The organism is Paraburkholderia sp. FW306-2-2C-D06C (genome assembly GCF_058781505.1).
Genome location: NZ_JBYSWU010000043.1, coordinates 1 through 24103 on the forward strand (window position 1 = coordinate 1; position 24103 = coordinate 24103).

Consider the following 24103-nt stretch of genomic DNA (forward strand, 5'->3'; position numbering starts at 1 on the left):
GGATTGGGGGATTGGGGGGTTGGGGGACGACGCACGACAAATCCGCTTCTTCCGGCACGGCGCACGCCGCGGCTGCCGTCGAGGCAACGGTCCATCTGCTCTACCGTGCGCCGCTCTGGCTGCCGAACCGGCATATGCAGACCATCGTCCCGTCGCTGTTCGCTCGCCGTCCGGCGGTCGCGTTCCGGCGCGAGCGCTGGGACACGCCGGACGGCGACTTCATCGATCTCGATTGGGTGGTGCATGACGATCCGTCCGCCGGTCTGTCAAGCGCTTCCGTTCCTCGGCTAGCTCCTGCCGACGAGGCCCCGCTGTTCGTGCTGTTTCATGGGCTCGAAGGCAGTTCGGCATCGCACTATGCGATGTCGCTGATGGCCGGGGCGCGCGAGTGTGGCTGGCATGGCGTGGTGCCGCACTTTCGCAGTTGCAGCGGAGCGTTGAATTTGCTGCCGCGTTTTTACCATCTCGCCGACAGCAACGAAGTGGACTGGGTGCTGCGGCGGCTGCGTGCTGCGCATCGCGGGCCGATCGTGGCCGCTGGCGTGTCGCTCGGCGGCAATGTGCTGCTGCGCTGGCTCGGCGAGCGGGGCGAGGACGCGTCGTCGGTGATTTCGGCCGCCGCCGCGATTTCGACGCCGATCGACGTGCATGCCGGCGGACGCGCGCTGTCGCAGGGATTCGGCATGGTCTATACGCGCAGCTTCCTGAAGACGCTCAAGCAGAAAGCCGAACAGAAGCTCGTCCAGTTTCCGGGTCTGTTCGACCGTGACGCGATGCGCGCGAGCCGCACGATGTATGAGTTCGACAACGTGGTGACGGCGCCGCTGCACGGCTTTCGCGATACCGACGACTACTGGAGCCGCGCGACCACGTGGCCGTTGCTGCCGCACATTGCCGTACCGACGCTAGTGCTGAACGCGCGCAACGACCCGTTCCTGCCGGGCGAGGCGTTGCCATCGCGGCATGACGTGTCGGCGGCCGTGGAACTCGATCAACCTAGGCACGGCGGCCACGCCGGCTTTATGACCGGACCGTTCCCGGGCCGCATCGACTGGTTGTCGCGGCGCGTATTCGGCTACCTGGAGCGGTACCTCGATCATGGATGACATCGTCAAGCAGGCCTTGGCCAAATGGCCGAATGTGCCGAGTTGCACGGGCTGGCTGTTGCTCGACCGGCGCGGCAACTGGCGCATGAGGGATGAGGCTGCGCAGGCTAGCGGCGCTGCCGGCACGCCGATCCGGCATACGGCGCTGCTGGCGTTCATCAATCGGAATTACGAGGCGGATGAAAGCGGGCAGTGGTTCTTTCAGAACGGGCCGCAGCGGGTTTATGTCGAATTGGGTTATACGCCGTGGGTGGTGAGGTTGTCCGCCGATGCTGGCGGAGCGCTTTCCTTGACTGATCAGGCTGGCGGTGTCTTCGAGCCTTCGGCAGTGTATGTCGACGATGAAGGCGGGCTTCTGTTTGTCGATCGCTCGGCGCCGCAGAGAGTGGCTGTTTTGCATGATCATGATCTGGAAGTTTTTTCTGATCATGCACAGTTGGCTGACGACGCCGTCAGTGGAGAGTTTTTCTGGCGAGACGGGGTTGTTTTGCCGCTGCAGGCTGTGCGGCGGGCGGATGTTGCCGGACGGTTTGGATTTGTTGTCAGCCCGGCAACGAGGGCTTAGATTTTTGCCTTTGGCTGCGGCATGGTCTGGTGTTCAGGGACCTCGGGACGCGCGGCGCGCGGGACCACCTGCGGCGTAGACACAACAACCCGCGCCACCGGCAAAAGTAAAAACCCCCGCTTAACTCTTCTCATCGAGCCGCTCCTCCCGATAGCGGCTCTCCATCTCATGTAACCGCGCATCGACGGTGGCGAGATCGTAGTATCCAATGGCCTTCATATCCCGTGCCTCCTTCAGTTGCCGGATGGCAGAAAGCCAGACTCCCTCGAGAGCGAACTTTTCAGCCAACGCGCGATGCTGCGCCAGCGCATCCCCCTTCCCGGCACTCGCCTGCGCGAGATACAACCACCACGCCGGCTGCTCCGGATCAGCTCGCGTTTCCTTCAACGCCAACGCCTGCGCATCGGCAAACCGCCGCATCGTCAGCAAGGTTCGAATATGTATGTCGATCGCCGCATTCGACTGCGGCCAGCGCTTCTGCGCAAGCGCGGCAAGACGAGTGGCCTCGTCATCACGCCCGGCGCGGCGCGCAATATCGGCAGCCAGCACATCCAGACTCGGCGAACTGCGCGCCGCCTCGCCTTCACTGCGCTCGCCGGCGACAAAAACCGCACGCGAAGTAGCCAGCGACGCCGCTGCGTCGTCATAACGCTCGAGCAGCATCTGCCCATACGCTATGCCGTACCAGTTCGCGGCAACGTTCAGCGCCGTACGGTCCTCGATCTCGGAGCGCAGCCGCGAAATCTCATCGGCGTATTCACTACGCGAGCGATCCTGCAGCAAGCGTGCCCTCGCCCGCACGAAACCATATTCGGACGCCTGGTGCGGTTGCCGGTACGGCGCGCGACGCGCACGGTCCGCCATGTCGGCGATCCGCTCACCCGTCAGAGGATGCGTGCGCGCGTACGCCGGCACGCCCGTGTCGCTCATCGAAGCACGATCGAGCCGGTCGAAAAACGTCGTCATCGCGTACGGGTCGTAGCCGGCGCCGGTCAGCAACAGAAAACCGACGCGATCCGCCTCGTGCTCGGCGGAACGCGAAAAGCGCAACTGATTGTCGACCGCATACGCCTGGCCGCCGATCGCAATCGCACTGCCAAGGTCGCCGCTATGCGCGAGGACGCCCGCCAGCACGCCGAACAACACGCCGGCGAGCGCCGCATAACCGCTGCGCTCGCCGGTCGTGATCATCCGCGAAATGTGCCGCTGCAAGACGTGCCCCATCTCGTGCCCGAGCACGGCCGCGAGTTCCGACTCGGTCTGCGTCGTCACGATCAAACCGGTGTTCACGCCGATGAAGCCACCCGGCATCGAGAACGCGTTGATCTGCGCGTCGCGAACCGCGAATAGCTCGAAGTCCGGCCGATAGCCGCCGATGTATTGCGCGCTCGCCGCCGCGGCAAGTTTCGCAGCGACCGAGTTCAGGTAGTCGCGCACCAGCCAGTCATCGAGATAGTCAGGGTCGCGGCGCAACTCGCGCATCACGCGCTCGCCGAGCTTGCGCTCGGCTTGCGGCGTCAGCGAACCGGTGCCGCCATTGCCGAGATCGGGCAGTTGCTGCGTGACGATCGGCGCGCGCCAGCCGTTGTTCGCGCCGGCGCCCCGAAGGAAGTCCCCTTGGGGGACGTTACCCGAGAGGCGGCTCTGCGCGCCACCGTAGACGCCGAACACGCCCTGCGCGATCGCCGGCGGCACGACGGGCTCGGCATAAGCATTCAGCGGGCCGATTTCCATCGGCGGTTCTTCAGTCTGCGTGTTGGGGCCGACGGCCGAAGCGCTGCGGGATTGCGCGAACGCGCCCGGCTGCGCGAAGAGCGCGACGGACAGCAACGCAGCAAGAAACCGTTTCGGACGCATCGCGAGATCGGTAGAACGGAGTCGAAAGGCGACGCTCGCCACTCGGACTAAGATAGCGGGCATACGGCAATTGTAGTCAGTCACCGCGGCGATATGAGCCATTCCGGCGCGAGGCTCATGACCAGGCTCGTGAAGTGCGACCTGCCGACGCGCTCAAATCCGCATCGGCGCCAGCTGCCGGCCGGCGTCGTCACGCTGCTATGATAGGCGCCCTCTGAAGGAGCCCAACCATGCCTGAACTCACCCATTTCGACGCCGCCGGCCAGGCGCATATGGTGGACGTCGGCGGCAAGCAGGAGACCAGGCGCATCGCTGTCGCGCGCGGCTCGATCCGCATGCTGCCGGACACGTTCGCGCTGATCCGCGACGGCAACGCCAAGAAGGGCGACGTGATCGGCATCGCGCGCATCGCCGCGATCCAGGGCGCAAAGCGCACCGCCGACCTGATTCCGCTATGTCATCCGCTCGCGCTGACGCGCGTCAAGGTGGACTTCGAACTCGATGAAACGCTGCCCGGCGTGCATTGCACGGTTCAGGCGGAGACGCTCGGACGCACCGGCGTGGAGATGGAAGCGCTAACCGCCGTGCAGGTCGGGCTGCTGACGGTCTACGACATGTGCAAGGCGGTGGATCGCGGGATGACGATCACCGACGTCAAGGTGCTGGAGAAGCACGGCGGGAAATCGGGGGATTGGGTGGCGGCGGGTTAAAGACCGACAGGGCGACGTCGCCGCACACTATCCGTTGTGACGACGGGGCCAAGATCCGCTTCGCAAGCTAATCGTTAAAGACGCGTTCCGAAATCCAGAGACAAAACGCGTACAAAGTCTGGATGCACCATCTGACCTTCGATGATGCCGCGCGCGCAAATCGTCCGCGGCCGCTTGCGCCAGTCCTTCAGCGCCCTTCCTGGCAGCGTCTTGTGCGTCAGTCGTCAATCGGCATTCCGGCCACCAGCGCGATACCGTTCGCTGCCTGTTGACCGACCGCTTCGGCGACGTCCGTAATGGTGCGAAAGCCCGTAAAGAGCCAATACATCCAGGTGTCTTCCTCAACCTGGAAACTCTTGTCGCCCACCTGAACGACGGCACTGAGATGGTCCGCCCCATCCATATACCCGAAAAGGATTCGAGCCGTTTCGGACCGACTTCTTACCCCGGTAATGCGAATGGTTACCGGCACTCCGTCCCCGTTCTGATTGACTTTCAGTCCGAGGTGCGCCGCTCTCTCGTAGAACGCATGCATCATCGTGACGCGTATCCATGGCGTCACCAGATAGCCGTTTGCGTCAAACTTCGGGGGCTGGATGCCGTTGGCAATCGCATGTTTTGTCTCGACGCTCGCAGCGAGTTGGGCGTCAATTTGAGGAACAGTGGTCATGCAGCCAGCAAGGAGCGCGCATGCGAGTCCTAACGTCCAGGCCAGAAGTTTGCTTCTCATGCGTCACCTTTGTGGTGAGTAGTCTGTGTCAATCTATATTTACGACCGATGGCCTGTTTTTCTTTAGGCTCAGGGTGAACATCACGCTGTCCAGATTCATCAACGAAATTGGGCAAGATCGAACCGGGTGCGTTCCGGACGTCTTTGATTTATATGACCGTCACCTCAGGCTACGAACGGTACCCCGGCATGTGCAAGGCGGTGGATCGCGGGATGACGATTAACGACGTCAAGGTGCTGGAGAAGCACGGCGGGAAGTCGGGGGATTGGGTGGTGGCCTGATACGGCCACCATCGGCGCCCCGCTCCAGCGCTGAAGCTCACGGACGACAGCGCGGCATCACTCCTCTTCGCTGTCGTCGTCCTGATTGACATCGCTCGGCGGCATGCCGTACCGCTTCATCAATGCTGCCTTGAAGCCGGTCAGCGTCTTCTGCTCGTCGCACAGTTCATACAGATAGCTGAGCTGCGACGGCCAATCCTTCAATTCCTCGGCAAAAATCTTCAGGCGTTCGACCGTGTCGAATGCCGCCGCCGTATCGCCGCTCAATGCCTGCAGCACCGCGTAACGGCGCAGCACGGTTTCGCCCGGCAACAGCGCCATCGCCTGCTTGTGCATCGCGAGCTTGTGTTGCAGGTCCATTGAATTCATCGGCAGCAGCGTCGCGAGGCCATACTCGCCCCACGCCTGGAACAGGAATGACGGGTCCGCGCGGTACTGTTCGGCGGGACGCGAGCCGTAATACAGCACCTCGGCGCGGGCATAGTCGCGATACACCGGATACAACGCCGCCAGCCCGCCGAACACCACCACCGCGAACGTACCGAACGCCAGGCGGCCGGGCACGAGGCGCAGCGGACGCGTCTCCAGCAAACCGAACACGAACATTGCCGGCAGCAGAAAGAACATGTACTGCTGCGGATACTCGACCAGCGCATGCATGACCAGCACGCCGATCAGCGCAATGCCGAACACGCGCGCGGAGGTGTGCGGCACACGCACCACGCGCACCAGCCAGGCGACCAGGCCGAACAGCACGATCGCGAGGCCGATCAAGCCGGTTTTCGCGAGCAGATCGATGAAGATGTCATGCGAGTTATTGGCGATCTCGACACCGCCGAGCGTCTTCGCATACTCGTACTGGTAGTTTGGAAATTCGCCCCAGCCGACACCCAGCAACGGATGCGTCTTGAACATCGTCCAGCCGTACTTCCACAGCGCGAGGCGTGGCGCGATCTGGCCGGCGTCCTTGAAACGATCGGCAGCCGACTGCCCGAGCTCGAGGTGGTAGTGCACGTTGGCCCAGCGGATCAACGCGTTGATGACAAAGAACAGCACCGCCAGCGCGATCGGGATCAGCCATTCGCGGTTGCTGCGGCGTAGAAGCGGCTCATTGCGCGTCTGCGCAAACGCCATCCAGAAACCCGCCACCACGATCACCCCCATCTGCAGCCAGGGACCACGCGACACGGTCAGCGCGAGGCCGACCGCGAAGATCGTCGACACCAGCAGCCAGACGCCGATAGCAAGTTGCCGCGTCTGCGCGAGAAACAGCGTGCCCGCCATGGCGAATGCAATATAAGTGGCGAGGTGATTCGCCTGCGCCATATTGCCGAACGGCCGGCGCTCGACGGTCACGTTATAGGCGACGACGAGCGGCGACACCTTCGCTTCGAGGTGAAACAACTGGATGACCTGGCAGAACACCGCGTAAAGGCAGCCGATGATCAACGCCCAGGCCGCCCAGCGCAACGCGGTTTCGGTAAGTTTTGCGCGTGTGAAGCCATAGCCGGCATGCGCGGCCACGAAAGCCGCGAGCAGATAGCCGCCGCCGAGCCAGTTCATCGACGGCTGCCTGACCGGCAGCAACACCGACTGCGCGACCAGCACCAGTCCGAAAAACAGCGGCACCAGCGCGACGACCGGCGATGCGAACGAAATACGCGGCTTGGCGCTCCACACCAGCAGCACGACGCCCGCGCCGGTCAGCAGGTACAGCGCGAGCGCCGTGAATTCAGCGTAGAACGTCGGAATCGGATATGTGTGGTTGACGACTGCATAAGGCAGCACCAACGCGAGAGCCAACAGAATGAGAGACAGGTAGCGCGCGAATGGGGTGGGCATTGAGTAACCGGAGGCGTCAGCAACCGGCGCACTATACAAAAAAATTCTTCTGCTGTGCGCCGGGCGCGCCGAAATATCCTGAGAATCAGCCTTTTACGTTCGACTACCTCTCACACAGCGGCTCATGCGCGGCACTCCGGTGGTGCAAGATTCGACGGCAACGTCGGCGCATCGGCCGGCGCGGGACCGGCACCCGGCGCAGGCAACGAAGACGCCGTCTTGCCGCCGGCAAAACATTCCCAAGTGACCGCGCCAGGCTGCACCGAACTCTTGCTCAACGCGATCCGCGCGGTGGGCGCGTCCACGTTGTCGGGCACCGAAGGCACCAGCGTGAGCGTGTTCGAACCGGCCTGCGCCACGCGCGTCGTGAAGGCGACGGTGATCTGGCCGGTGTCGTCGTCGACGCGAATCGATTCGACGTTGCGGGTGGCCGGCGGCGACGCATAACCGCCGCCGAACGCATTGCCGCTGGCGGCGTTCTCGGACACCGCGAGACGCGCGGACGCAGCCAGCGACAAGCCTTCGCCAACGCGGCTGCGAGCCAGATAGTCCTGATACGCCGGAATCGCGTAAGCAGCGATTACGCCGACAATCGCCAGCACGATCATCAATTCGATCAGCGTAAAGCCGAAGCCGACACTGCGGCAGGCGCGTGCGATTCGCGCAGGCCACTGCGCTCGCCGGGAGCTTGAGCGCGGGGAACGCGTGGAGTGTGGATAAGGGGAATACGGCAAAGTAACGATCATCGGCAGGCTCCTGAAACGAAAAACGCCTGCCCCGCGAATCGGGGACAGGCGTTTCCATCGTAGCCAGCAGCGCTTGCTCTACACAGTCAGCCGGATGGCTAACGTTGCGCTATCACCGCGATGTTCCGCCAAGGTTCAGGCCGCCGCGCGTTTGGCGTTGCGGCGCTTGAGCAAATAGCCCAGCACCACGACGAACACCGCACCCGCGATGCTCGTACCGTATTCGGCCACCGGCGTATCGAGGATCGGCCAACGGTCGCCGGCCGGGTCGTTGATGATCAATCCACCCGCAATCCAGCCGAGCAACGCGGCGCCGAGCGTGACGACGATCGGAAAGCGGTCGAGCAGCTTCAGCACCAGCTGGCTGCCCCACACGATCAGCGGAATGCTGACCACCAGCCCGAAAATCACCAGCGCGAGACGATGTCCTGGATCCGCTGCCTCGGCCGCGCCGGCAATCGCGATCACGTTGTCGAGGCTCATCACCGCGTCCGCAATGATGATGGTCTTGATCGCCGACATCAGCTTGTCGGCCGGCTTGATATTCTCATGAACATCGTGCGCGGGCGCCAGCAGGCGCACGCCGATCCACAGCAGCAGCAGACCGCCGGTAAATTTGAGCAGCGGCACGTCGAGCAGCGCGACCGCGAACGCGATCAGCACGACCCGCAGCAGGATGGCGCCGGCCGTGCCCCACAACACGCCTTTCGTACGCTGCGCGGGCGGCAGCTTGCGGCAGGCCAGCGCGATCACGACGGCATTGTCGCCCCCGAGCAGGATGTCGATGACGATGATCTGGATGACTGTGCCCCAATGGAGCGTGGAGAAGAACTCGAACATGAGTGGAAGAATAAGAGGAGGTCGAACGCGCGGCCAACAAAAAAGCGGAGGAGTCGAAAACTCCCCCGCTTTTTAAGACCGCACGCTTACGAAAGGGTTTCGTAAGCGTATCAAAAACGCGCCGCTACAGCACGCGAATTTCGATTTACAGCATCGCCTTCAGAAGACGCGCCATTTCCGACGGGTTCTTCGTGACCTTGATGCCGCAGGCGTCCATGATTTCCAGCTTCGCTTCGGCCGTATCGGCACCGCCCGAGATCAGCGCGCCGGCGTGGCCCATGCGCTTGCCCGGAGGCGCCGTCACACCGGCGATAAAGCCAACCACCGGCTTCTTCATGTTGTCCTTGATCCAGTACGCAGCGTTCGCTTCGTCCGGACCGCCGATCTCGCCGATCATGATGACGGCGTCCGTGTCCGGATCGTCGTTGAACATCTGCATCACGTCGATGTGCTTCAGACCGTTGATCGGGTCGCCGCCGATACCGACTGCCGACGATTGGCCGAGGCCGATCGCCGTCAATTGACCGACCGCTTCATACGTCAGCGTGCCCGAACGCGACACGACGCCGATGCGGCCCTTGCGGTGGATGTGACCCGGCATGATGCCGATCTTCAGTTCGTCCGGCGTGATCGTGCCCGGGCAGTTCGGTCCGAGCAGCAGCGTCTTGCGGTTTTCGCGACGCATACGGTCCTTGATCTCGATCATGTCGCGCACGGGGATGCCTTCCGTGATACAGATCGCCAGATCCAGATCGGCTTCGACCGCTTCCCAGATCGCGGCAGCAGCGCCTGCCGGCGGCACGTAGATCACCGACACGGTCGCGCCCGTTTCAGCCTTGGCTTCAGCGACGCTCGCGTAGATAGGAATGCCTTCGAAGTCTTCGCCGGCGCGCTTCGGGTTCACGCCCGCAACGTAGGCTTCACGGCCGTTTGCATATTCACGGCAAGCACGCGTGTGGAACTGACCGGTCTTGCCGGTGATGCCCTGCGTGATGACCTTGGTGTCTTTGTTAATCAGAATCGACATGTATTGACCTCTGTTCGTTTGGCGTCGCGCGATTGCGCCACACGGCGAAACGTTCTCCGCCCGCGTCGCTCACGCGCCGCCATTCGTAATCCTGGGTTCCTGGTAAACGCGCTCTTTACTTGCCTTGAGCGGCCGCGACGACCTTCTGAGCAGCTTCTTCCATGCTGTCCGCCGAGATGATCGGCAGGCCGGATTCAGCGAGCATCTTCTTGCCGAGGTCTTCGTTCGTGCCCTTCATGCGCACGACGAGCGGCACCTGCAGATGAACCGCCTTCGACGCGGCGATCACGCCTTCCGCGATCACGTCGCAGCGCATGATGCCGCCGAAGATGTTGACCAGGATCGCCGTCAGGTTCGGGTTCTTCAGCATCAGCTTGAACGCTTCGGTGACCTTCTCGGTCGTGGCGCCACCGCCCACGTCGAGGAAGTTCGCCGGTTCGCCGCCGAACAGCTTGATGGTGTCCATCGTCGCCATGGCGAGGCCAGCGCCGTTCACGAGGCAGCCGATGTTGCCGTCGAGCGAGATGTAGGCGAGGTCGAACTTCGATGCTTCAACTTCAGCCGGATCTTCTTCGTCCAGATCGCGGTACGCGACGATTTCCGGGTGACGGAACAGTGCGTTCGAATCGAAGTTGAATTTGGCGTCCAGCGCGATGACCTTGCCGTCGCCGGTCAGGATCAGCGGGTTGATTTCCGCGAGCGATGCGTCGGTTTCCCAGAATGCCTTGTACAGACCTTGCAGGATCGCGCGCGCTTGCGGGATCGATGCGTCGGGCACGCCGATTTTCTTCGCGAGGTCGTCAGCTTCAGCGTCCTTCAGGCCGGTCGACGGGTCGACAGCAACCTTGTGGATCAGCTCGGGCGTCTTTTCCGCGACTTCTTCGACGTCCATGCCGCCTTCGCTCGATGCCATCACGACGATCTTCTGCGACACGCGATCGATCACGAGGCCGACATACAGTTCCTTCTTGATGTCAGCGCCTTCTTCGATCAGCAGGCGATTCACCTTCTGGCCTTCCGGACCGGTCTGGTGCGTGACGAGCTGCATGCCGAGGATCTGGTTCGAGTATTCGCGAACCTGTTCCAGCGACTTGGCGACCTTCACGCCGCCGCCCTTGCCACGGCCACCCGCGTGGATCTGAGCCTTCACAACCCATACCGGGCCGCCGAGCTCTTCCGCGGCCTTGACCGCATCATCCACCGAGAAGACCGGCTTGCCGCGCGGTACCGCGACGCCGAATTTCCGCAGGATTTCCTTACCCTGGTACTCGTGAATCTTCATGCGTGATTCCCTTCAGTCTGAGAGTTGGATTGAACTTCGTTTCCGCTGCCGTCGTTCATGCCGGACGCGCCGCTGCCGTTGCCAGTCAGACGGGACGCTCCGTCGTCCGAGCCGGCCGCGCGATCCGCTGAACGCGGCGCGTGGCCATACCAGCGCGGATAAAACTGTTGCACCGCCTCGCCGTCGAAACGCAGCGCGTGGCAGCGTCCCAGCTGGAATGGCAGTTTGTCGTTGGAATGCTCGCCAGCGCCGTTTGTGCTGTCTGCGCTTGTGGCCTGCCCGGTCCCTGAACTCGCCGCTGCGCGTGGCGTGCCTTCGCCAGGCGCGCCGTCATCGGTGTTCCATACATCGCCGGCGAACGCCTGAATCGCGGCAGTCGGCAAAAGCGCGCACAACTCGGTGAGATGCGTGCAGCCAGCCGTGCCGGCCAGCAAACGGGCGGCATCGCGACGGAAGTTCTGGAACAGATTGAGCCCGATAAGGGCACGGTAGGCGGGATTACTGGCTTGGCACAAACCTGGATAGGGCACCCAGTCGGACGACGCTTCTGCGTCGACGACATTGAGCTTGCGATCGATGGTGATGCGAAGCCAGAGTTCATGGATCGGCTGACCCTTGGGCCGGACGCCCGACGCAAGCACCACATCGCGCGGTTTTTCGTCGGTCAAGCACGCCTCCACATCCCACAGGCCATCGGCTCGCTCATAGGCTTCCGCTCTGATTGCGCGACGATGGCGCAACTGACGGGAGACTGGTGGAGAGAGCGGCATGCGGAAAGGAAAGGCCGGATTGGAAAACCAGCGAATTTTAGCATACTGGGTATTTGAGACAGGTCGGAATGCGCTGGGCCGCTGGCGGGCGCGCTCGAGCACGAGGGACCTTATCTCGAAGGGGGGCTGGCGATAAGGCGAAGCGTGGGTTTGCTTCGCGCGGCGCGCGCCAGGTTGACGGCAAACGGCAAGGCGCACCGCGGCCGGCATGTCATTCGAAGCGCTGACCGGACTACGCAGCGAGTCGCCGCTTCACTCTTCGTCGATACCTTTGAGGATTTTGCCGATCGTGGCGCCCGAGAAACCGCGCGACGCCAGAAAGCGCGCCTGCCTGGCACGCTCGGCGGGGGTTTCGGGAAGCTGACCGAACTTCTTTCGCCAGACGGCTTGAGCGCGCGCCAGTTCGGTTTCGCGCAATTGCGCGCTGACTTCTTCGACCAGCGCCTGGTCGACTGCATGCTGCTTCAGTTCGCCGACAATCCGACTCGCTCCCAGTCGCGACGAGCGCCGATGGATCAGACTTTCTGCAAAACGCGAATCCGACAGCCAGTTTTCGGCTTCAAGTGTGTCGAGCAAGGTGTCGAGCGAATCGGTTTCTTCAACGAAAGGCTTGAGCTTGCGCGCGAGTTCGGCGCGGCTGTATTCACGCCGGGACAGATAGCCGAGCGCGCGGCCTTTTAGAGAGCGGGCGGGACGCTGGGATTTTTTGGAATCGTCCTGATCCGGTTTCGCTTCGCCTGGTGCGCGGCGCGAACGAGTGTAGGTAGTTTCAGATGGATCCGCTGCGGACCGTGCGGAAGAATCGGGCTGCCGGCTCCGGCCTGCGGCCCGATCATGTGCGTCAAACGACTCAAACGGATCGAACGGATCGTCGTCACGCGGGCCGCCCGCGTGATGTCCAGCATTGGACAACGGCCGGCCCTTGCGTATCACGTGATGGTTACTCTTTTTCGTCCGCGACTTCGGCGCTTGCGCCGGTCACCGTTTCCGCCATGGCATTCACGCCCAGCGACTCACGGATACGGTTTTCGATCTCACGGGCGATGTCCGGATTTTCGCGCAGGAATTCGCGCGCGTTGTCCTTACCCTGACCAATACGTTCGCCGTTGTAGCTATACCAGGCACCGGCCTTGTCGACGATCTTCGCCGACACGCCGAGGTCGATGATTTCGCCCTGACGCGAAATACCTTCGCCGTACAGAATGTCGAAAATCGCTTCGCGGAACGGTGGCGACACCTTGTTCTTGACGACCTTCACGCGCGTTTCGTTGCCGATCACTTCGTCGTTCTTCTTGATCGAACCGATCCGGCGAATGTCCAGACGCACCGACGCGTAGAATTTCAGCGCGTTACCGCCCGTGGTGGTTTCCGGGTTGCCGAACATCACGCCGATCTTCATGCGGATCTGGTTGATGAAGATCACGAGGCAGTTCGTGCGCTTGATCGTACCGGTAAGCTTGCGCAGCGCTTGCGACATTAGACGCGCTTGCAGACCCGGCAGCGAGTCGCCCATTTCGCCTTCGATTTCAGCCTTCGGCACGAGTGCCGCGACCGAGTCGATCACGATCATGTCGATCGAGCCCGAGCGCACCAGTGCGTCGGCGATTTCGAGCGCCTGTTCGCCGGTGTCCGGCTGCGAAACCAGCAGGTCGTTCACGTTCACGCCGAGCTTGCCCGCGTACTGGATGTCCAGTGCGTGTTCCGCGTCGATAAACGCTGCCGTGCCGCCGATCTTCTGCATTTCGGCGATGACTTGCAGCGTGAGCGTGGTTTTACCGGACGACTCCGGGCCATAGATTTCGACCACACGGCCACGCGGCAAACCGCCGACGCCCAGCGCGATGTCGAGGCCGAGCGATCCGGTTGAGACCACCTGGATGTCTTCGACTACCTCACCTGCGCCGAGCCGCATGACCGACCCTTTGCCGAACTGCTTTTCGATCTGCGCGAGTGCGGCAGCGAGTGCCTTGCTCTTTTCAGCAGTCAGTCCAGCCGAGCCTTTCTTGCTTTCTTCCATGAATCGTCCTTTGCTATGATGAACGGCGTCTGAGGCAGATGTGCAGCCCCCTTCTAGCGGACAGCACACGAAACCCAGACACTGTATAAAAAAACAGTAGTTTTGGCAAGCGCGATTCTCATGTGAACGCGCATTTTTACCGTCGCGCTGCCCAACTACCCACAATTATTTTCGGAGACCGCTGTGCGCCGGGGGACACCCCACGGTGCCGGCAAAGGCAGGCTGGCGCATCATGCGAATTCTGATTGCCGAAGACGACAGCATACTCGCGGACGGTCTGGTTCGATCACTCCGCCAATCGGCCTATGCTGTCGATCACGTGAAGAACGGCGTCGAAGCGGATACCGCGCTATCGATGCAAACTTTCGACCTGCTGATTCTCGATCTCGGCCTGCCGCGCATGTCCGGGCTCGAGGTGCTGCGCCGTCTGCGCGCGCGTAATTCGAACCTGCCGGTGCTGATCCTGACCGCTGCGGACAGCGTCGACGAACGCGTCAAAGGACTCGATCTCGGCGCCGACGACTACATGGCCAAACCCTTCGCGCTGAACGAACTCGAAGCGCGCGTGCGCGCCTTGACGCGGCGCGGCGCGGGCGGCGGCCCGACGGTGGTGCGGCATGGCTCGCTGTCGTTCGATCAGGTCGGCCGGATCGCCTCTGTCAATGAGCAGGTAATCGATCTGTCGGCGCGCGAACTGGGTTTGCTCGAAGTACTGCTGCAGCGGATCGGCCGGCTGGTGTCGAAGGAACAGCTCGTCGACCATCTGTGCGAATGGGGCGAAGAAGTCAGCAACAACGCGATCGAGGTCTACGTGCACAGGCTGCGCAAGAAAATCGAGCCGAGCGGCGTACGCATCATCACCGTGCGCGGCTTAGGTTACTGTCTCGAGAAAGCCGCGCAGCCCGTGAATCCGACGCCCCCCGCAGCCGACCCCGAGCCGCCCTCCTCGCCCTTGTCCGGCGCGATGCCGGCGAGCCACCACTACAAATAGAGGGAGGTCGCCCATGTCCGCACGCGCAGACCGCGCTACGGCGCACGCGGCGGACCTCGACGAAGCGCGCGACGAGCGCTACGCCAATCCGTTCGCCCCGCCCGACGAAACCGAAGCCGCCGCCGAGGCGCGCCCACGCTCGCTGTTTGGCGAGATTCTCGACTGGATGCTGGCGCCGCTGCTGCTGCTCTGGCCGATGAGCCTCGCGGTCACCTATCTGGTCGCCAAGTCGATCGCCAATGGGCCGTTCGACCGCGCGCTCGAAACCGACGCCTACGTGCTCGCCCGGCAGATTCATCCGGTCAACGGCGTAGCGGAGTTGTCGCTGCCCGACTCCACCCGCGACTTTCTGCGCGCCGACAACGTCGACAGCGTGTTCTACCAGGTGCTCGGCACCCGCGGCGAACTGGTGGGCGGCGAGCGCGACATGCCGCTGCCGCACGAGGAAGACCGGCCGCAGCCCGGCCTCGTCGAATTTCGCGACGACGTGCTGCGCGGCAACGATATCCGCGTCGCCTATACGACCGTCGAGTTTCCGCAGACGCCCGGCGCGCAACCGGTGCTGGTGCAAGTCGCCGAGACGCTCGACAAACGCAGCCAGTTGGCCAACGACATCATCAAAGGCGTGATCCTGCCGCAGTTCGTGATTCTGCCGCTGGCGATCCTGCTGGTGTGGTTCGGCCTGTCGCGCGGCCTCGCGCCGCTGCACGCGCTGCAAGCGCACATCCGCGCGCGCCGTCCCGACGATCTGTCGCCGCTCGAAGCGCGCCGCGCGCCGCCGGAAATCGAACCGCTGGTGACGTCGTTCAACGATCTGCTGACGCGCCTCGAACAGAACATGGAACTGCAAAAGCGCTTCATCGCCGACGCCGCGCATCAGATGAAAACGCCGCTCGCCGGACTGCGCACGCAGGCCGAACTCGCGCTGCGCCAGGACGCCTCTGATGAAGTACACCGCTCGCTCGAACAGATCGCCACCAGTTCCGAACACGCGGCGCGCCTCGTCACGCAGCTGCTGGCGTTGGCGCGCGCGGAAAACCGCATGTCGGGGCAGATTTTCGCGCCGGTCGAAGTGATCGAGGTAGCGCGCAACGCCGTGCGCGACTGGGTTCAAGCCGCGCTCGTCAAGCAGATGGATCTCGGCTACGAAGCGCCCGACGAACCGGTCGAAGTCGACGGCAATCCGGTCATGCTGCGCGAAATGCTGTCGAATCTGATCGACAACGCGATCCGTTACACGCCGGCTGGCGGGCGCATCACAGTGCGGGTACGTCATGACGCGGCGGCGCGGCTCGTGCATCTGGAAGTGGAAGACACCGGACTCGGCATTCCGATGGCGGAGCGTGCGCGTGTCATCGAGCGCTTCTATCGGATTCTCGGCCGCGAAGGCGACGGCAGCGGCCTCGGGCTTGCGATCGTCCGCGAGATTGCGACGATGCACGGCGGCGAGCTGTCCATCGACGACAACGTCTACCAAACCTCGCCGCGGCTCGCCGGAACGCTGGTGCGCGTCAGCTTGCGCGTGCTCGAACGGGCACGGGACTTACCCTAAGGCGCGCACGACGCAAAACACCAGATCAATAAAAATACAGACACTTAGAGACAAATTAACGAAATTTGCCATTTGTTGAACGACGTTATCAAAATCTCTCGAGATCACCCCACCCTGGCATTTCACCCTGCCACGTCAGTACGCCGTAAGTTTCCACTCCAATAATCGGTTCCACGGGAACGCCTTTGCCGGCGAACCGCGTGCACATATCAATATTGGAGACGATATATGGCTACCGTTGGCGGGCAACTCTCGCATGCGCCGATGACACGCGAAGAGAAGCGGGTGATCTTCGCATCGTCGCTGGGTACGGTTTTCGAGTGGTACGACTTCTATCTGGCCGGGTCGCTGGCCGCCTTCATCAGCAAGAGCTTCTTCTCCGGCGTCAATCCGACCGCCGGCTTCATCTTCACGCTGCTCAGCTTCGCCGCGGGTTTCGCGGTGCGGCCGTTCGGCGCGATCGTGTTCGGGAGGCTCGGCGATATGGTCGGACGCAAGTACACCTTCCTCATCACGATCGTGATCATGGGTCTGTCGACTTTCCTGGTCGGCTTCCTGCCGGGCTACGCGACAATCGGCATTGCATCGCCGGTGATCTTCGTCGCGATGCGGATGCTGCAAGGCCTCGCGCTCGGCGGCGAGTACGGCGGTGCTGCAACGTACGTGGCCGAACACGCGCCTGCGGGACGCCGCGGCTTCTACACCGCATGGATCCAGACGACCGCCACGCTCGGCCTGTTCCTGTCGCTGCTAGTGATTCTCGGCGTGCGCACGGCGATGGGCGAGGACGCGTTCGGCGTCTGGGGCTGGCGCATTCCGTTCGTCGCGTCGGTCATCCTGCTCGGCGTGTCGGTGTGGATCCGGCTGCAACTGAATGAATCGCCGGTATTCAACCGTATCAAGGCCGAAGGCAAGACCTCGAAGGCGCCGCTGACCGAAGCATTCGGCCAATGGAAGAACCTGAAGGTCGTGATTCTCGCGCTGATCGGCCTGACCGCCGGCCAGGCCGTGGTCTGGTACACGGGCCAGTTCTACACACTGTTCTTCCTGACGCAGACGCTGAAGGTCGACGGCGCCACCGCCAACATCCTGATCGCGATCGCGCTCCTGATCGGCACGCCGTTCTTCGTGTTCTTCGGGTCACTGTCGGACCGGATCGGCCGCAAGCCGATCATCATGGCCGGTCTGCTGATCGCCGCGTGCACGTACTTCCCGCTGTTCAAGGCGCTCGCGCACTACACGAACCCGGCATTGGAAACCGCCACTGCGAAGTCGCCGATCGTCGTGATCGCGAATCCGGACGAGTGCTCGTTCCAGTTCAACCCGGTCGGCACGTCGAAGTTCACGACCTCGTGCGACATCGCGAAGAGCGCGCTGTCGAAAGCAGGCTTGAACTACGAGAACGTCGCGGCGCCGACGGGCACGCTGGCGCAGATCAAGGTTGGCGATACCGTGGTCAATACGTATGACGGCAAGGCAGCCGACGCGAAAGACCAGGGCAAGGTGTTCGACAAGACCCTCGCCACGACGCTGAAGACCGCCGGCTACCCGCCGAAGGCCGATCCGTCGCAGATCAACTGGCCGATGAGCGTGGTGATCATGACGATCCTGGTGATCTACGTGACGGCGGTGTACGGGCCGATCGCGGCCATGCTGGTGGAGATGTTCCCGACGCGCATCCGCTACACGTCGATGTCGCTGCCGTATCACATCGGCAATGGCTGGTTCGGCGGGTTCCTGCCGGCAACCGCATTCGCGATCGTCGCGGCGAAGGGCAACATTTACTCGGGACTGTGGTATCCGATTGCGATTGCGTTGATCACCTTCGTGATCGGCATGCTGTTCGTCAAGGAAACCAAGGACTCGGACATCTACGCCCGCGACTAAAAACCTTGGCGGACCGGCCAAGTTGAAAAAATTGGGTGCTGGGGGTTGACAGCCTCCGGCCCCATCCGCATAATCTCGCTTCTTTCGGCGAATTAGCTCAGTTGGTTAGAGCGACGGAATCATAATCCGCAGGTCCGGGGTTCGAGTCCCTGATTCGCCACCAGTTGCAAGAAAAAGCCGCTGCTTCTCACGAAGCAGCGGCTTTTTTGTTTCCAACGACCCAATACTCCTAAAGCGGCGCGCGGTGTTGGCTGCTACAGCTACGCAGGACCATTCCCGCGCTCCGAAGAACTTGCAGCATCGAAAGCGGCCGTATGACCGGCCGCTTTCCCATCCCGAAATTTAAAGCGCCATGTCAGCCGCAGCCTTGGCCGGCCGCGGTGCCGTGGCCTGGGGCTTCGAACCCGGCGTCGTGGCGAGGTCGATCTGCGGCGGCGGCGTCAGCTGCAGCACGTCGCTGGTATAGGTCCATTCCTGATAGACCTTGGCCGGGCTGTCGTTGAGTTGGGTCCCGTAGCTCGGGACGATCTGGCGGATCTTCTCCTGCCACGCCGGCGTAGCGACCTTGTCCCTGAACACCTTCTCGAGCAGGCTGAGCATGATCGGCGCAGCGGTCGAGGCGCCCGGCGACGCACCCAGCAGACCGGCGATACTGCCATCCTGCGAGCTCACGATTTCCGTACCGAGCTTGAGGACACCGCCCTTCGCGCCGTCGCGCTTGATGATCTGGACACGCTGACCGGCTTGCCACAGGCGCCAGTCTTCCTTCTTAGCGAGCGGGAAGTATTCCTTCAACGCATTGAAGCGATCGTCATCGGTCAGCATCAGCTGACCTGCCAGGTATTCGACCAACGGAAACTCGTCGATGCCCACGTGCACCATCGGCACGACGTTATGCACATTGGTGCTGCTCAGGAGATCGAGGTACGAGCCGTTCTTCAGGAACTTGGTCGAGAAGGTCGCGAACGGTCCGAACAGAATGATCTTCTTGCCGTCGATGATGCGCGTGTCCAGGTGCGGCACCGACATCGGCGGCGAACCGACGGACGCCTTGCCGTATGCCTTGGCCAGGTGCCGGCTCACGACCTCCGGATTTTCCGTCACCAGGAACGAACCGCCGACCGGAAACGCACCGTAGTCCCTGGCTTCCGGAATGCCTGACGCCTGCAGCAGGTGCAACGCGCCGCCGCCTGCGCCGATGAACACGAACTTCGCGTCGACGTCCTGCTCGGAATCACCGGTCTGAGTCTTCACGTAGGACACCCGCCACGTGCCGTCAGCATTGCGCTTGATGCTGCGCACTTCGCTGGAGAGCGAGAGATTGAAGCCGGGCTGGCCCTGCAGGTAGCCGACGAACTGGCGCGTAATCTCGCCGAAGTTCATGTCGGTGCCCACCGGGGACCAGGTCGCCGCGACCTTCTGTTTCGGATCGCGGCCTTCCATCATCAGCGGAACCCACTGCTTGATCTGCTCGAAGTCGTCCGAGTACTTCATGCCGCGGAACAACGGGCTCGCCTGCAGCGCGTCGTAGCGCTTCTTGAGGAAACGGACATTGTCGTCGCCCCAGACGAAGCTCATGTGCGGCGTCGAATTGATGAACGATCGCGGATTCCTGAGCACGTCATTCCTGACCTGCCAGGCCCAGAACTGGCGCGACACCTGAAAGGCCTCGTTGATTTCGACGGCCTTCGAAATGTCGATCGTGCCGTCCGGCTTCTCGGGCGTGTAGTTGAGCTCGGCCAACGCGGAATGCCCGGTGCCGGCATTGTTCCAGCCATTCGAGCTTTCCTTGGCCACGCCGTCCAGACGCTCGATCATCATCATCGACCAGTCGGGCTGGAGCTCATGAAGCCACACGCCCAGCGTCGAACTCATGATGCCGCCGCCCACCAGCAAGACGTCCACCTTTTTCGTCTCGCCGGCTTGCGCGGAAAGCGCACCCACCGAAACAACCAACCCCAATAAAACCGCTCTTATCGTCTTAACCAAAATGAACAACCTTTCTCAACGTGCACAAAATCCTTACGGAACTTCCGATTGAACGGTTTCGGCAAAAAGCCTTCCCACATCTCAATCGGAGTCCCGATCAGAGGAATCGAATGCGCCAATAAAAGCCTGCGCGCAGGAAGCTCAACGACTTCCTATCGCGTACGGCGACAAATTTTTTGTGTCTCGGGTGCGTGTTGCGTCGCTGGATATGGACGCCGCTTGAAATGAAAACCAACTGCCACAAACGTGAACGGGGCTAGAGCCGACGACACTCAACAGCGCGCGCACCAAAAAAGCGCACTGACCGCAATTGCCGAGCGCGCGGGAGCGACTCGTGGAAACCACCGGATAGCTGCCCCATTGGGGGTATGGGGGCAGCGGGTGCGTAATATAACTGAAATCGAGATAGCTGAAATCGACAGCAAAAAGATTTTTGCGCCCGGCCCGCTGTCCTATCGATGCCCAACCCTGCAACTTCAAGGAGGTTTCTTGATGACATTCCGCTCCACCACGGCTACCGCTTCGGCAGTCATTCTCCTCGCCGCGTCTTCGTTCGCCGCTCACGCCGAGACAGCACCAGCCGACGGCCAGTGGCGCGCCAGCCCGCTCGTACTCTCCACGCTTTTGCAGGACGGCTACAAGATCGTCGCCGTGGTCAATGGCGCGCACGGCAGCACCGGTATGGCCGATACCATTTTCGTCCAGCGCGACCAGAGCGCATTCAAATGCATCGACCCATCGCAACCCGATGCGAAGACAAAGGCAGCCTGCTTCGAACTGGTTCAGCCCTCGGGCGCAGCGTCTGAAGCGAAATAAGCAGCGAACCCTGCCGATGCGATCCATCGGCGCATGCCACGAAAAAAGGAGCTAGCACGCGCTAGCTCCCCCCGACATACCCTGATTCGCCCGCCCGGTACGGGCCCGCTGATTGCATCACGCAAGCCGCGCATCATCACAATCGCCATTCATCGATCGACCAACCGGCTCAGGTTTCCATGCACCCGTTGCAACAGCGCGATCAGCTGCTTCGCGTCGTCGTCGCTGAAACCGTTCAGGGCTTCCATGGCGACTTCGTCGCCGACTCGTTCAGATAGGCAATCATTGACGCCTGCACTTCAAGCTGATGTTCATGGCGACGCTACTGGTGATTCCGCTGCTGTTGCTGATCCGGCCGGCGCGCAAACAGCCGGATGCATCGCACGCGCACGCGGCGATGGATTGATTCGACGACCGCCTGCACGGCGGTCAGCCTTCGATTCTTCCTCGTGTGACGCCCAGCAACGCCGCCATCGCCGCGCGCGCCGCCGCGGCATCGCGTTCGCGGATCGCCTCGAACACAGCCGTATGCTCGGCCAGCGACGCGTTGAACACCTCCGCGCGTTTCGCATTCAGCCGCAGTTGCGCTTCCAGCGTGCGCTCGATCAGCGTGCCGAGCGGAATCAGCAGTTCGTTGCTGCAGGCGCTCAGCACGCTCAAATGAAACTGCAGATCGGCGCGCACCCATTCATCGACATTGCGTGCCGCGACCATCGCCGCATATGCCGTTGCGAGCGCATCGAAAGTTTCGTCCGTGTGCGAGGCCGCCGCCAGGCCCGCCGCGTACGGCTCGATCATCTCGCGCATCTCCTGCAGCTTCAGCGCGAACGCCATCGGCTCGGCAACGCGCGAATACCAGTCGAGCACATCGACATCGAGCAGATTCCATGCATTTTTCGGCCGCACGCGCGTGCCCACGCGCGGCCGCGATTCGATCAACCCTTTCGACGTCAACGTGCGCAGCGCCTCGCGCAACACCGTGCGGCTCACGCCGAACGTATCCATCAACTCCGCCTCGCGCGGCAGGATCGAATCGGGCGCGTAGTCGCCGCGCAGAATCGCGGTCGCCAGCAGATGGGCGACGCGCCCATGCAGATCGTGCTGAATAGTTTTCTCCCAGCAGCCTTGCGGCGCTATGTGATATCGGAACCCAGGCCGGAACGAGCGGGATTATCCGGCATCCCAACCCTCGCACCCAATGCGCTGAATCCGCCGATCCGATCCCAAATTTTCACCAATAGTACTATTAATAGTACTTAAACGAGGTTTTGTTGTAGCATATGAATCCTCGAAATATTCCGCAGGCACCCAAGCCGCAAGGAGACGCACACCATGAAAATCACCAGGCTCGAAACCTTCATCGTCCCGCCGCGCTGGTGCTTCCTCAAGATCGAGACCGACGAAGGCATCGTCGGCTGGGGCGAGCCGGTGGTCGAAGGCCGCGCGCATACGGTGGCGGCCGCCGTCGAGGAACTGTCCGACTATCTGATCGGCAAGGACCCGCTGCTGATCGAGGACCACTGGCAGGTGATGTACCGCGCGGGCTTCTACCGCGGCGGCCCGATCTCGATGAGCGCGATCGCCGGCGTCGACCAGGCGTTGTGGGACATCAAGGGCAAGCATCACGGCGTGCCGGTTCATGCGCTGCTCGGCGGCCAGGTGCGCGACAGGATCAAGGTGTACTCGTGGATCGGCGGCGACCGCCCGAGCGACGTCGCGAACAACGCGCGCGCCGTGGTCGAACGCGGCTTCAAGGCGGTGAAGATGAACGGCTCTGAGGAGTTGCAGATCATCGACACCTTCGACAAAGTGCAAGGCGTGATCAACAACGTCGCCGCCGTGCGGGAAGCGGTTGGGCCGAACATCGGCATCGGCGTGGACTTCCATGGCCGTGTGCACAAGCCGATGGCGAAAGTGCTGGCGAAGGAACTCGACCCGTACAAGCTTCTCTTCATCGAAGAGCCGGTGCTGTCGGAGAACGCGGAAGCCTTGCGCGACATCGTCAATCAGACCAACACGCCGATCGCGCTCGGCGAGCGTCTGTATTCGCGCTGGGACTTCAAGCACATTCTGTCCGGCGGTTACGTCGACATCATTCAGCCGGATGCGTCGCACGCAGGCGGCATCACCGAGTGCCGCAAGATCGCGTCAATGGCCGAAGCGTACGACGTCGCGCTCGCCTTGCATTGCCCGCTCGGGCCGATCGCATTGGCGACCTGCCTGCAGATCGACGCGGTGAGCTACAACGCGTTCATCCAGGAACAGAGCCTCGGCATCCACTACAACCAGGGCAACGATCTGCTCGACTACATCAAGAATCCGGAAGTCTTCAAATACGAAGACGGCTTCGTGTCGATTCCGCAAGGCCCGGGCCTCGGCATCGAAGTCAACGAGGAGAAGGTGCGCGAGATGGCGAAGGTCGGCCACCGCTGGCGTAATCCGGTGTGGCGCCATGAGGATGGCAGCGTCGCCGAATGGTAATTGCGTGAACTGGAACGCCGCCTGAGGGCGGCGTTCTGTTTTGAAGAACCATCCATGACGCCGTCGCGCGTGTTACGCAACGCGTAGCGCGCGCCGTCTCAGTTACGTAACATCCCGGACCGAAACGCTCGAAACACGTCGTCTCCGGCTCTTTGCCCGCCCCGCCGCGGATCGCGCAGAGCCTTACCCAGAAAGGCTTTCACGCCATCTGTTCGGCACCGGACATACGCTTGGCCCACGCCTTGCTCAAATGCATTTAAACGACAATGCATCGGGGAACATCATGGGCGAATTCCTTCCTGACTATCTGATCCGCGAACAGGCCGCCGTGGGCGCGCTGGTGGCGTTCGGTGTGCTTCGCATCATCGGCGCGGCGCTCGCGTTCGAACGCGGCTGGCGCATCCAGGCGGTCGAGAAATGCTTCATCGCCGCCGCCGTGCTGTACTGCCTGCCGCAACTCTTCGACCTGCTGACACACATGTACGGCTCGCGCGCCGCGGCTGCGGAACTGGAAGGCAAGGCAGCGGGCTGCGCGATGGCGCTGTTCTGCGCGCCGATACTCGGACATCGGCTCGGCTTCGAATAACCCCGCATTCATCGATCGGATGTTCTG

Annotated in this window: 21 protein-coding genes, 1 tRNA gene and 3 pseudogenes; 12 read left to right on the forward strand and 13 right to left on the reverse strand. The window is 62.4% G+C overall.

Annotated elements, in window-relative coordinates:
* Positions 1 to 11: 11 nt before the first annotated feature.
* Positions 12 to 1106 (forward strand): YheT family hydrolase, encoded by a 1095-nt coding sequence (locus AC3WLT_RS26625; protein ID WP_492594727.1) that lies wholly within the window; start codon positions 12 to 14, stop codon positions 1104 to 1106.
* Positions 1099 to 1671 (forward strand): DUF2946 family protein, encoded by a 573-nt coding sequence (locus AC3WLT_RS26630; RefSeq protein ID WP_492594672.1) that lies wholly within the window; start codon positions 1099 to 1101, stop codon positions 1669 to 1671. The genes AC3WLT_RS26625 and AC3WLT_RS26630 overlap by 8 nt, the downstream gene beginning before the upstream one ends.
* 120 nt (positions 1672 to 1791) lie before the next feature.
* Here AC3WLT_RS26630 and AC3WLT_RS26635 read toward each other — a convergent pair whose 3' ends face one another.
* Positions 1792 to 3528 (reverse strand): M48 family metalloprotease, encoded by a 1737-nt coding sequence (locus tag AC3WLT_RS26635; RefSeq protein ID WP_492594673.1) that lies wholly within the window; start codon positions 3526 to 3528, stop codon positions 1792 to 1794.
* A gap of 230 nt (positions 3529 to 3758) precedes the next feature.
* On the opposite strand from AC3WLT_RS26635, the gene moaC (AC3WLT_RS26640) reads away from it, so the two are divergent.
* Positions 3759 to 4238: a cyclic pyranopterin monophosphate synthase MoaC gene (gene moaC, locus AC3WLT_RS26640; RefSeq protein WP_492594674.1), complete on the forward strand. Its 480-nt coding sequence runs from the start codon at positions 3759 to 3761 to the stop codon at positions 4236 to 4238.
* 217 nt (positions 4239 to 4455) lie between these two features.
* On the opposite strand, the gene AC3WLT_RS26645 is transcribed toward moaC (AC3WLT_RS26640), so the two are convergent.
* On the reverse strand, positions 4456 to 4968 hold the full coding sequence (locus tag AC3WLT_RS26645; protein WP_492594675.1) for a hypothetical protein: 513 nt from the start codon (positions 4966 to 4968) through the stop codon (positions 4456 to 4458).
* A gap of 189 nt (positions 4969 to 5157) precedes the next feature.
* Here AC3WLT_RS26645 and moaC (AC3WLT_RS26650) point away from each other — a divergent pair.
* Positions 5158 to 5250 (forward strand): annotated as a pseudogene (gene moaC / locus AC3WLT_RS26650) (cyclic pyranopterin monophosphate synthase MoaC); the annotation flags it as partial.
* A 57-nt stretch (positions 5251 to 5307) separates the two neighbouring features.
* Here moaC (AC3WLT_RS26650) and AC3WLT_RS26655 read toward each other — a convergent pair.
* From AC3WLT_RS26655 to recA, 8 genes are all read right to left on the reverse strand, one after another.
* Positions 5308 to 7092 (reverse strand): PglL family O-oligosaccharyltransferase, encoded by a 1785-nt coding sequence (locus tag AC3WLT_RS26655; protein WP_492594676.1) that lies wholly within the window; start codon positions 7090 to 7092, stop codon positions 5308 to 5310.
* Between the two features lie 122 nt (positions 7093 to 7214).
* On the reverse strand, positions 7215 to 7838 hold the full coding sequence (locus tag AC3WLT_RS26660) for a pilin (RefSeq protein ID WP_492594677.1): 624 nt from the start codon (positions 7836 to 7838) through the stop codon (positions 7215 to 7217).
* A 135-nt stretch (positions 7839 to 7973) separates the two neighbouring features.
* Entirely contained in the window at positions 7974 to 8678 is a 705-nt protein-coding gene (locus AC3WLT_RS26665) for a TerC family protein (RefSeq protein WP_492594678.1), read from the reverse strand.
* 145 nt (positions 8679 to 8823) lie between these two features.
* Positions 8824 to 9705: a succinate--CoA ligase subunit alpha gene (gene sucD / locus AC3WLT_RS26670; RefSeq protein ID WP_492594679.1), complete on the reverse strand. Its 882-nt coding sequence runs from the start codon at positions 9703 to 9705 to the stop codon at positions 8824 to 8826.
* Positions 9706 to 9820: 115 nt separating this feature from the next.
* Positions 9821 to 10987: an ADP-forming succinate--CoA ligase subunit beta gene (gene sucC, locus AC3WLT_RS26675; protein WP_115098982.1), complete on the reverse strand. Its 1167-nt coding sequence runs from the start codon at positions 10985 to 10987 to the stop codon at positions 9821 to 9823.
* Complete coding sequence (locus tag AC3WLT_RS26680) at positions 10984 to 11757, reverse strand: DUF2889 domain-containing protein (protein WP_492594728.1); 774 nt, start codon at positions 11755 to 11757, stop codon at positions 10984 to 10986. Before AC3WLT_RS26680 ends, sucC begins: the two co-directional genes overlap by 4 nt.
* 252 nt (positions 11758 to 12009) lie before the next feature.
* Positions 12010 to 12690, reverse strand: a complete 681-nt coding sequence (gene recX, locus AC3WLT_RS26685) for a recombination regulator RecX (RefSeq protein WP_492594680.1) — start codon at positions 12688 to 12690, stop codon at positions 12010 to 12012.
* Between the two features lie 7 nt (positions 12691 to 12697).
* A complete protein-coding gene (recA, locus tag AC3WLT_RS26690; RefSeq protein ID WP_492594681.1) occupies positions 12698 to 13774 on the reverse strand; it encodes a recombinase RecA in 1077 nt (358 codons plus the stop codon).
* A gap of 232 nt (positions 13775 to 14006) precedes the next feature.
* Here recA and AC3WLT_RS26695 point away from each other — a divergent pair, with 232 nt between their 5' ends.
* From AC3WLT_RS26695 to AC3WLT_RS26710, 4 genes are all read left to right on the forward strand, one after another.
* Positions 14007 to 14765, forward strand: coding sequence for a response regulator (locus tag AC3WLT_RS26695; RefSeq protein WP_492594682.1), 759 nt, complete (start codon positions 14007 to 14009; stop codon positions 14763 to 14765).
* A gap of 13 nt (positions 14766 to 14778) precedes the next feature.
* A complete protein-coding gene (locus AC3WLT_RS26700; RefSeq protein WP_492594683.1) occupies positions 14779 to 16317 on the forward strand; it encodes a sensor histidine kinase in 1539 nt (512 codons plus the stop codon).
* Between the two features lie 228 nt (positions 16318 to 16545).
* The gene (locus AC3WLT_RS26705; RefSeq protein WP_492594684.1) at positions 16546 to 18204 is read left to right on the forward strand and encodes an MFS transporter; all 1659 of its coding nucleotides are present in this window, start codon (positions 16546 to 16548) and stop codon (positions 18202 to 18204) included.
* 86 nt (positions 18205 to 18290) lie between these two features.
* Positions 18291 to 18367, forward strand: a tRNA-Met gene (locus tag AC3WLT_RS26710).
* Between the two features lie 179 nt (positions 18368 to 18546).
* Here the strand turns inward: AC3WLT_RS26710 and mqo are convergent.
* Positions 18547 to 20193, reverse strand: coding sequence for a malate dehydrogenase (quinone) (gene mqo, locus AC3WLT_RS26715; protein WP_492594729.1), 1647 nt, complete (start codon positions 20191 to 20193; stop codon positions 18547 to 18549).
* Positions 20194 to 20685: 492 nt separating this feature from the next.
* Here mqo and AC3WLT_RS26720 point away from each other — a divergent pair, with 492 nt between their 5' ends.
* Positions 20686 to 21009, forward strand: a complete 324-nt coding sequence (locus tag AC3WLT_RS26720; protein WP_492594730.1) for a hypothetical protein — start codon at positions 20686 to 20688, stop codon at positions 21007 to 21009.
* Between the two features lie 149 nt (positions 21010 to 21158).
* Here the strand turns inward: AC3WLT_RS26720 and AC3WLT_RS26725 are convergent.
* Positions 21159 to 21284, reverse strand: a pseudogene (locus tag AC3WLT_RS26725) (MarR family transcriptional regulator); the annotation flags it as partial.
* 23 nt (positions 21285 to 21307) lie between these two features.
* On the opposite strand from AC3WLT_RS26725, the pseudogene AC3WLT_RS26730 reads away from it, so the two are divergent.
* Positions 21308 to 21415: pseudogene (locus tag AC3WLT_RS26730) on the forward strand (multidrug transporter); the annotation flags it as partial.
* A gap of 23 nt (positions 21416 to 21438) precedes the next feature.
* On the opposite strand, the gene AC3WLT_RS26735 reads toward AC3WLT_RS26730, so the two are convergent.
* Positions 21439 to 22116, reverse strand: a complete 678-nt coding sequence (locus AC3WLT_RS26735) for a FadR/GntR family transcriptional regulator (protein ID WP_492594731.1) — start codon at positions 22114 to 22116, stop codon at positions 21439 to 21441.
* A 225-nt stretch (positions 22117 to 22341) separates the two neighbouring features.
* On the opposite strand from AC3WLT_RS26735, the gene dgoD reads away from it, so the two are divergent.
* Positions 22342 to 23490, forward strand: a complete 1149-nt coding sequence (dgoD, locus tag AC3WLT_RS26740) for a galactonate dehydratase (RefSeq protein WP_492594685.1) — start codon at positions 22342 to 22344, stop codon at positions 23488 to 23490.
* Positions 23491 to 23773: 283 nt separating this feature from the next.
* Positions 23774 to 24076 (forward strand): hypothetical protein, encoded by a 303-nt coding sequence (locus tag AC3WLT_RS26745; protein WP_492594686.1) that lies wholly within the window; start codon positions 23774 to 23776, stop codon positions 24074 to 24076.
* Positions 24077 to 24103 lie beyond the last annotated feature (27 nt).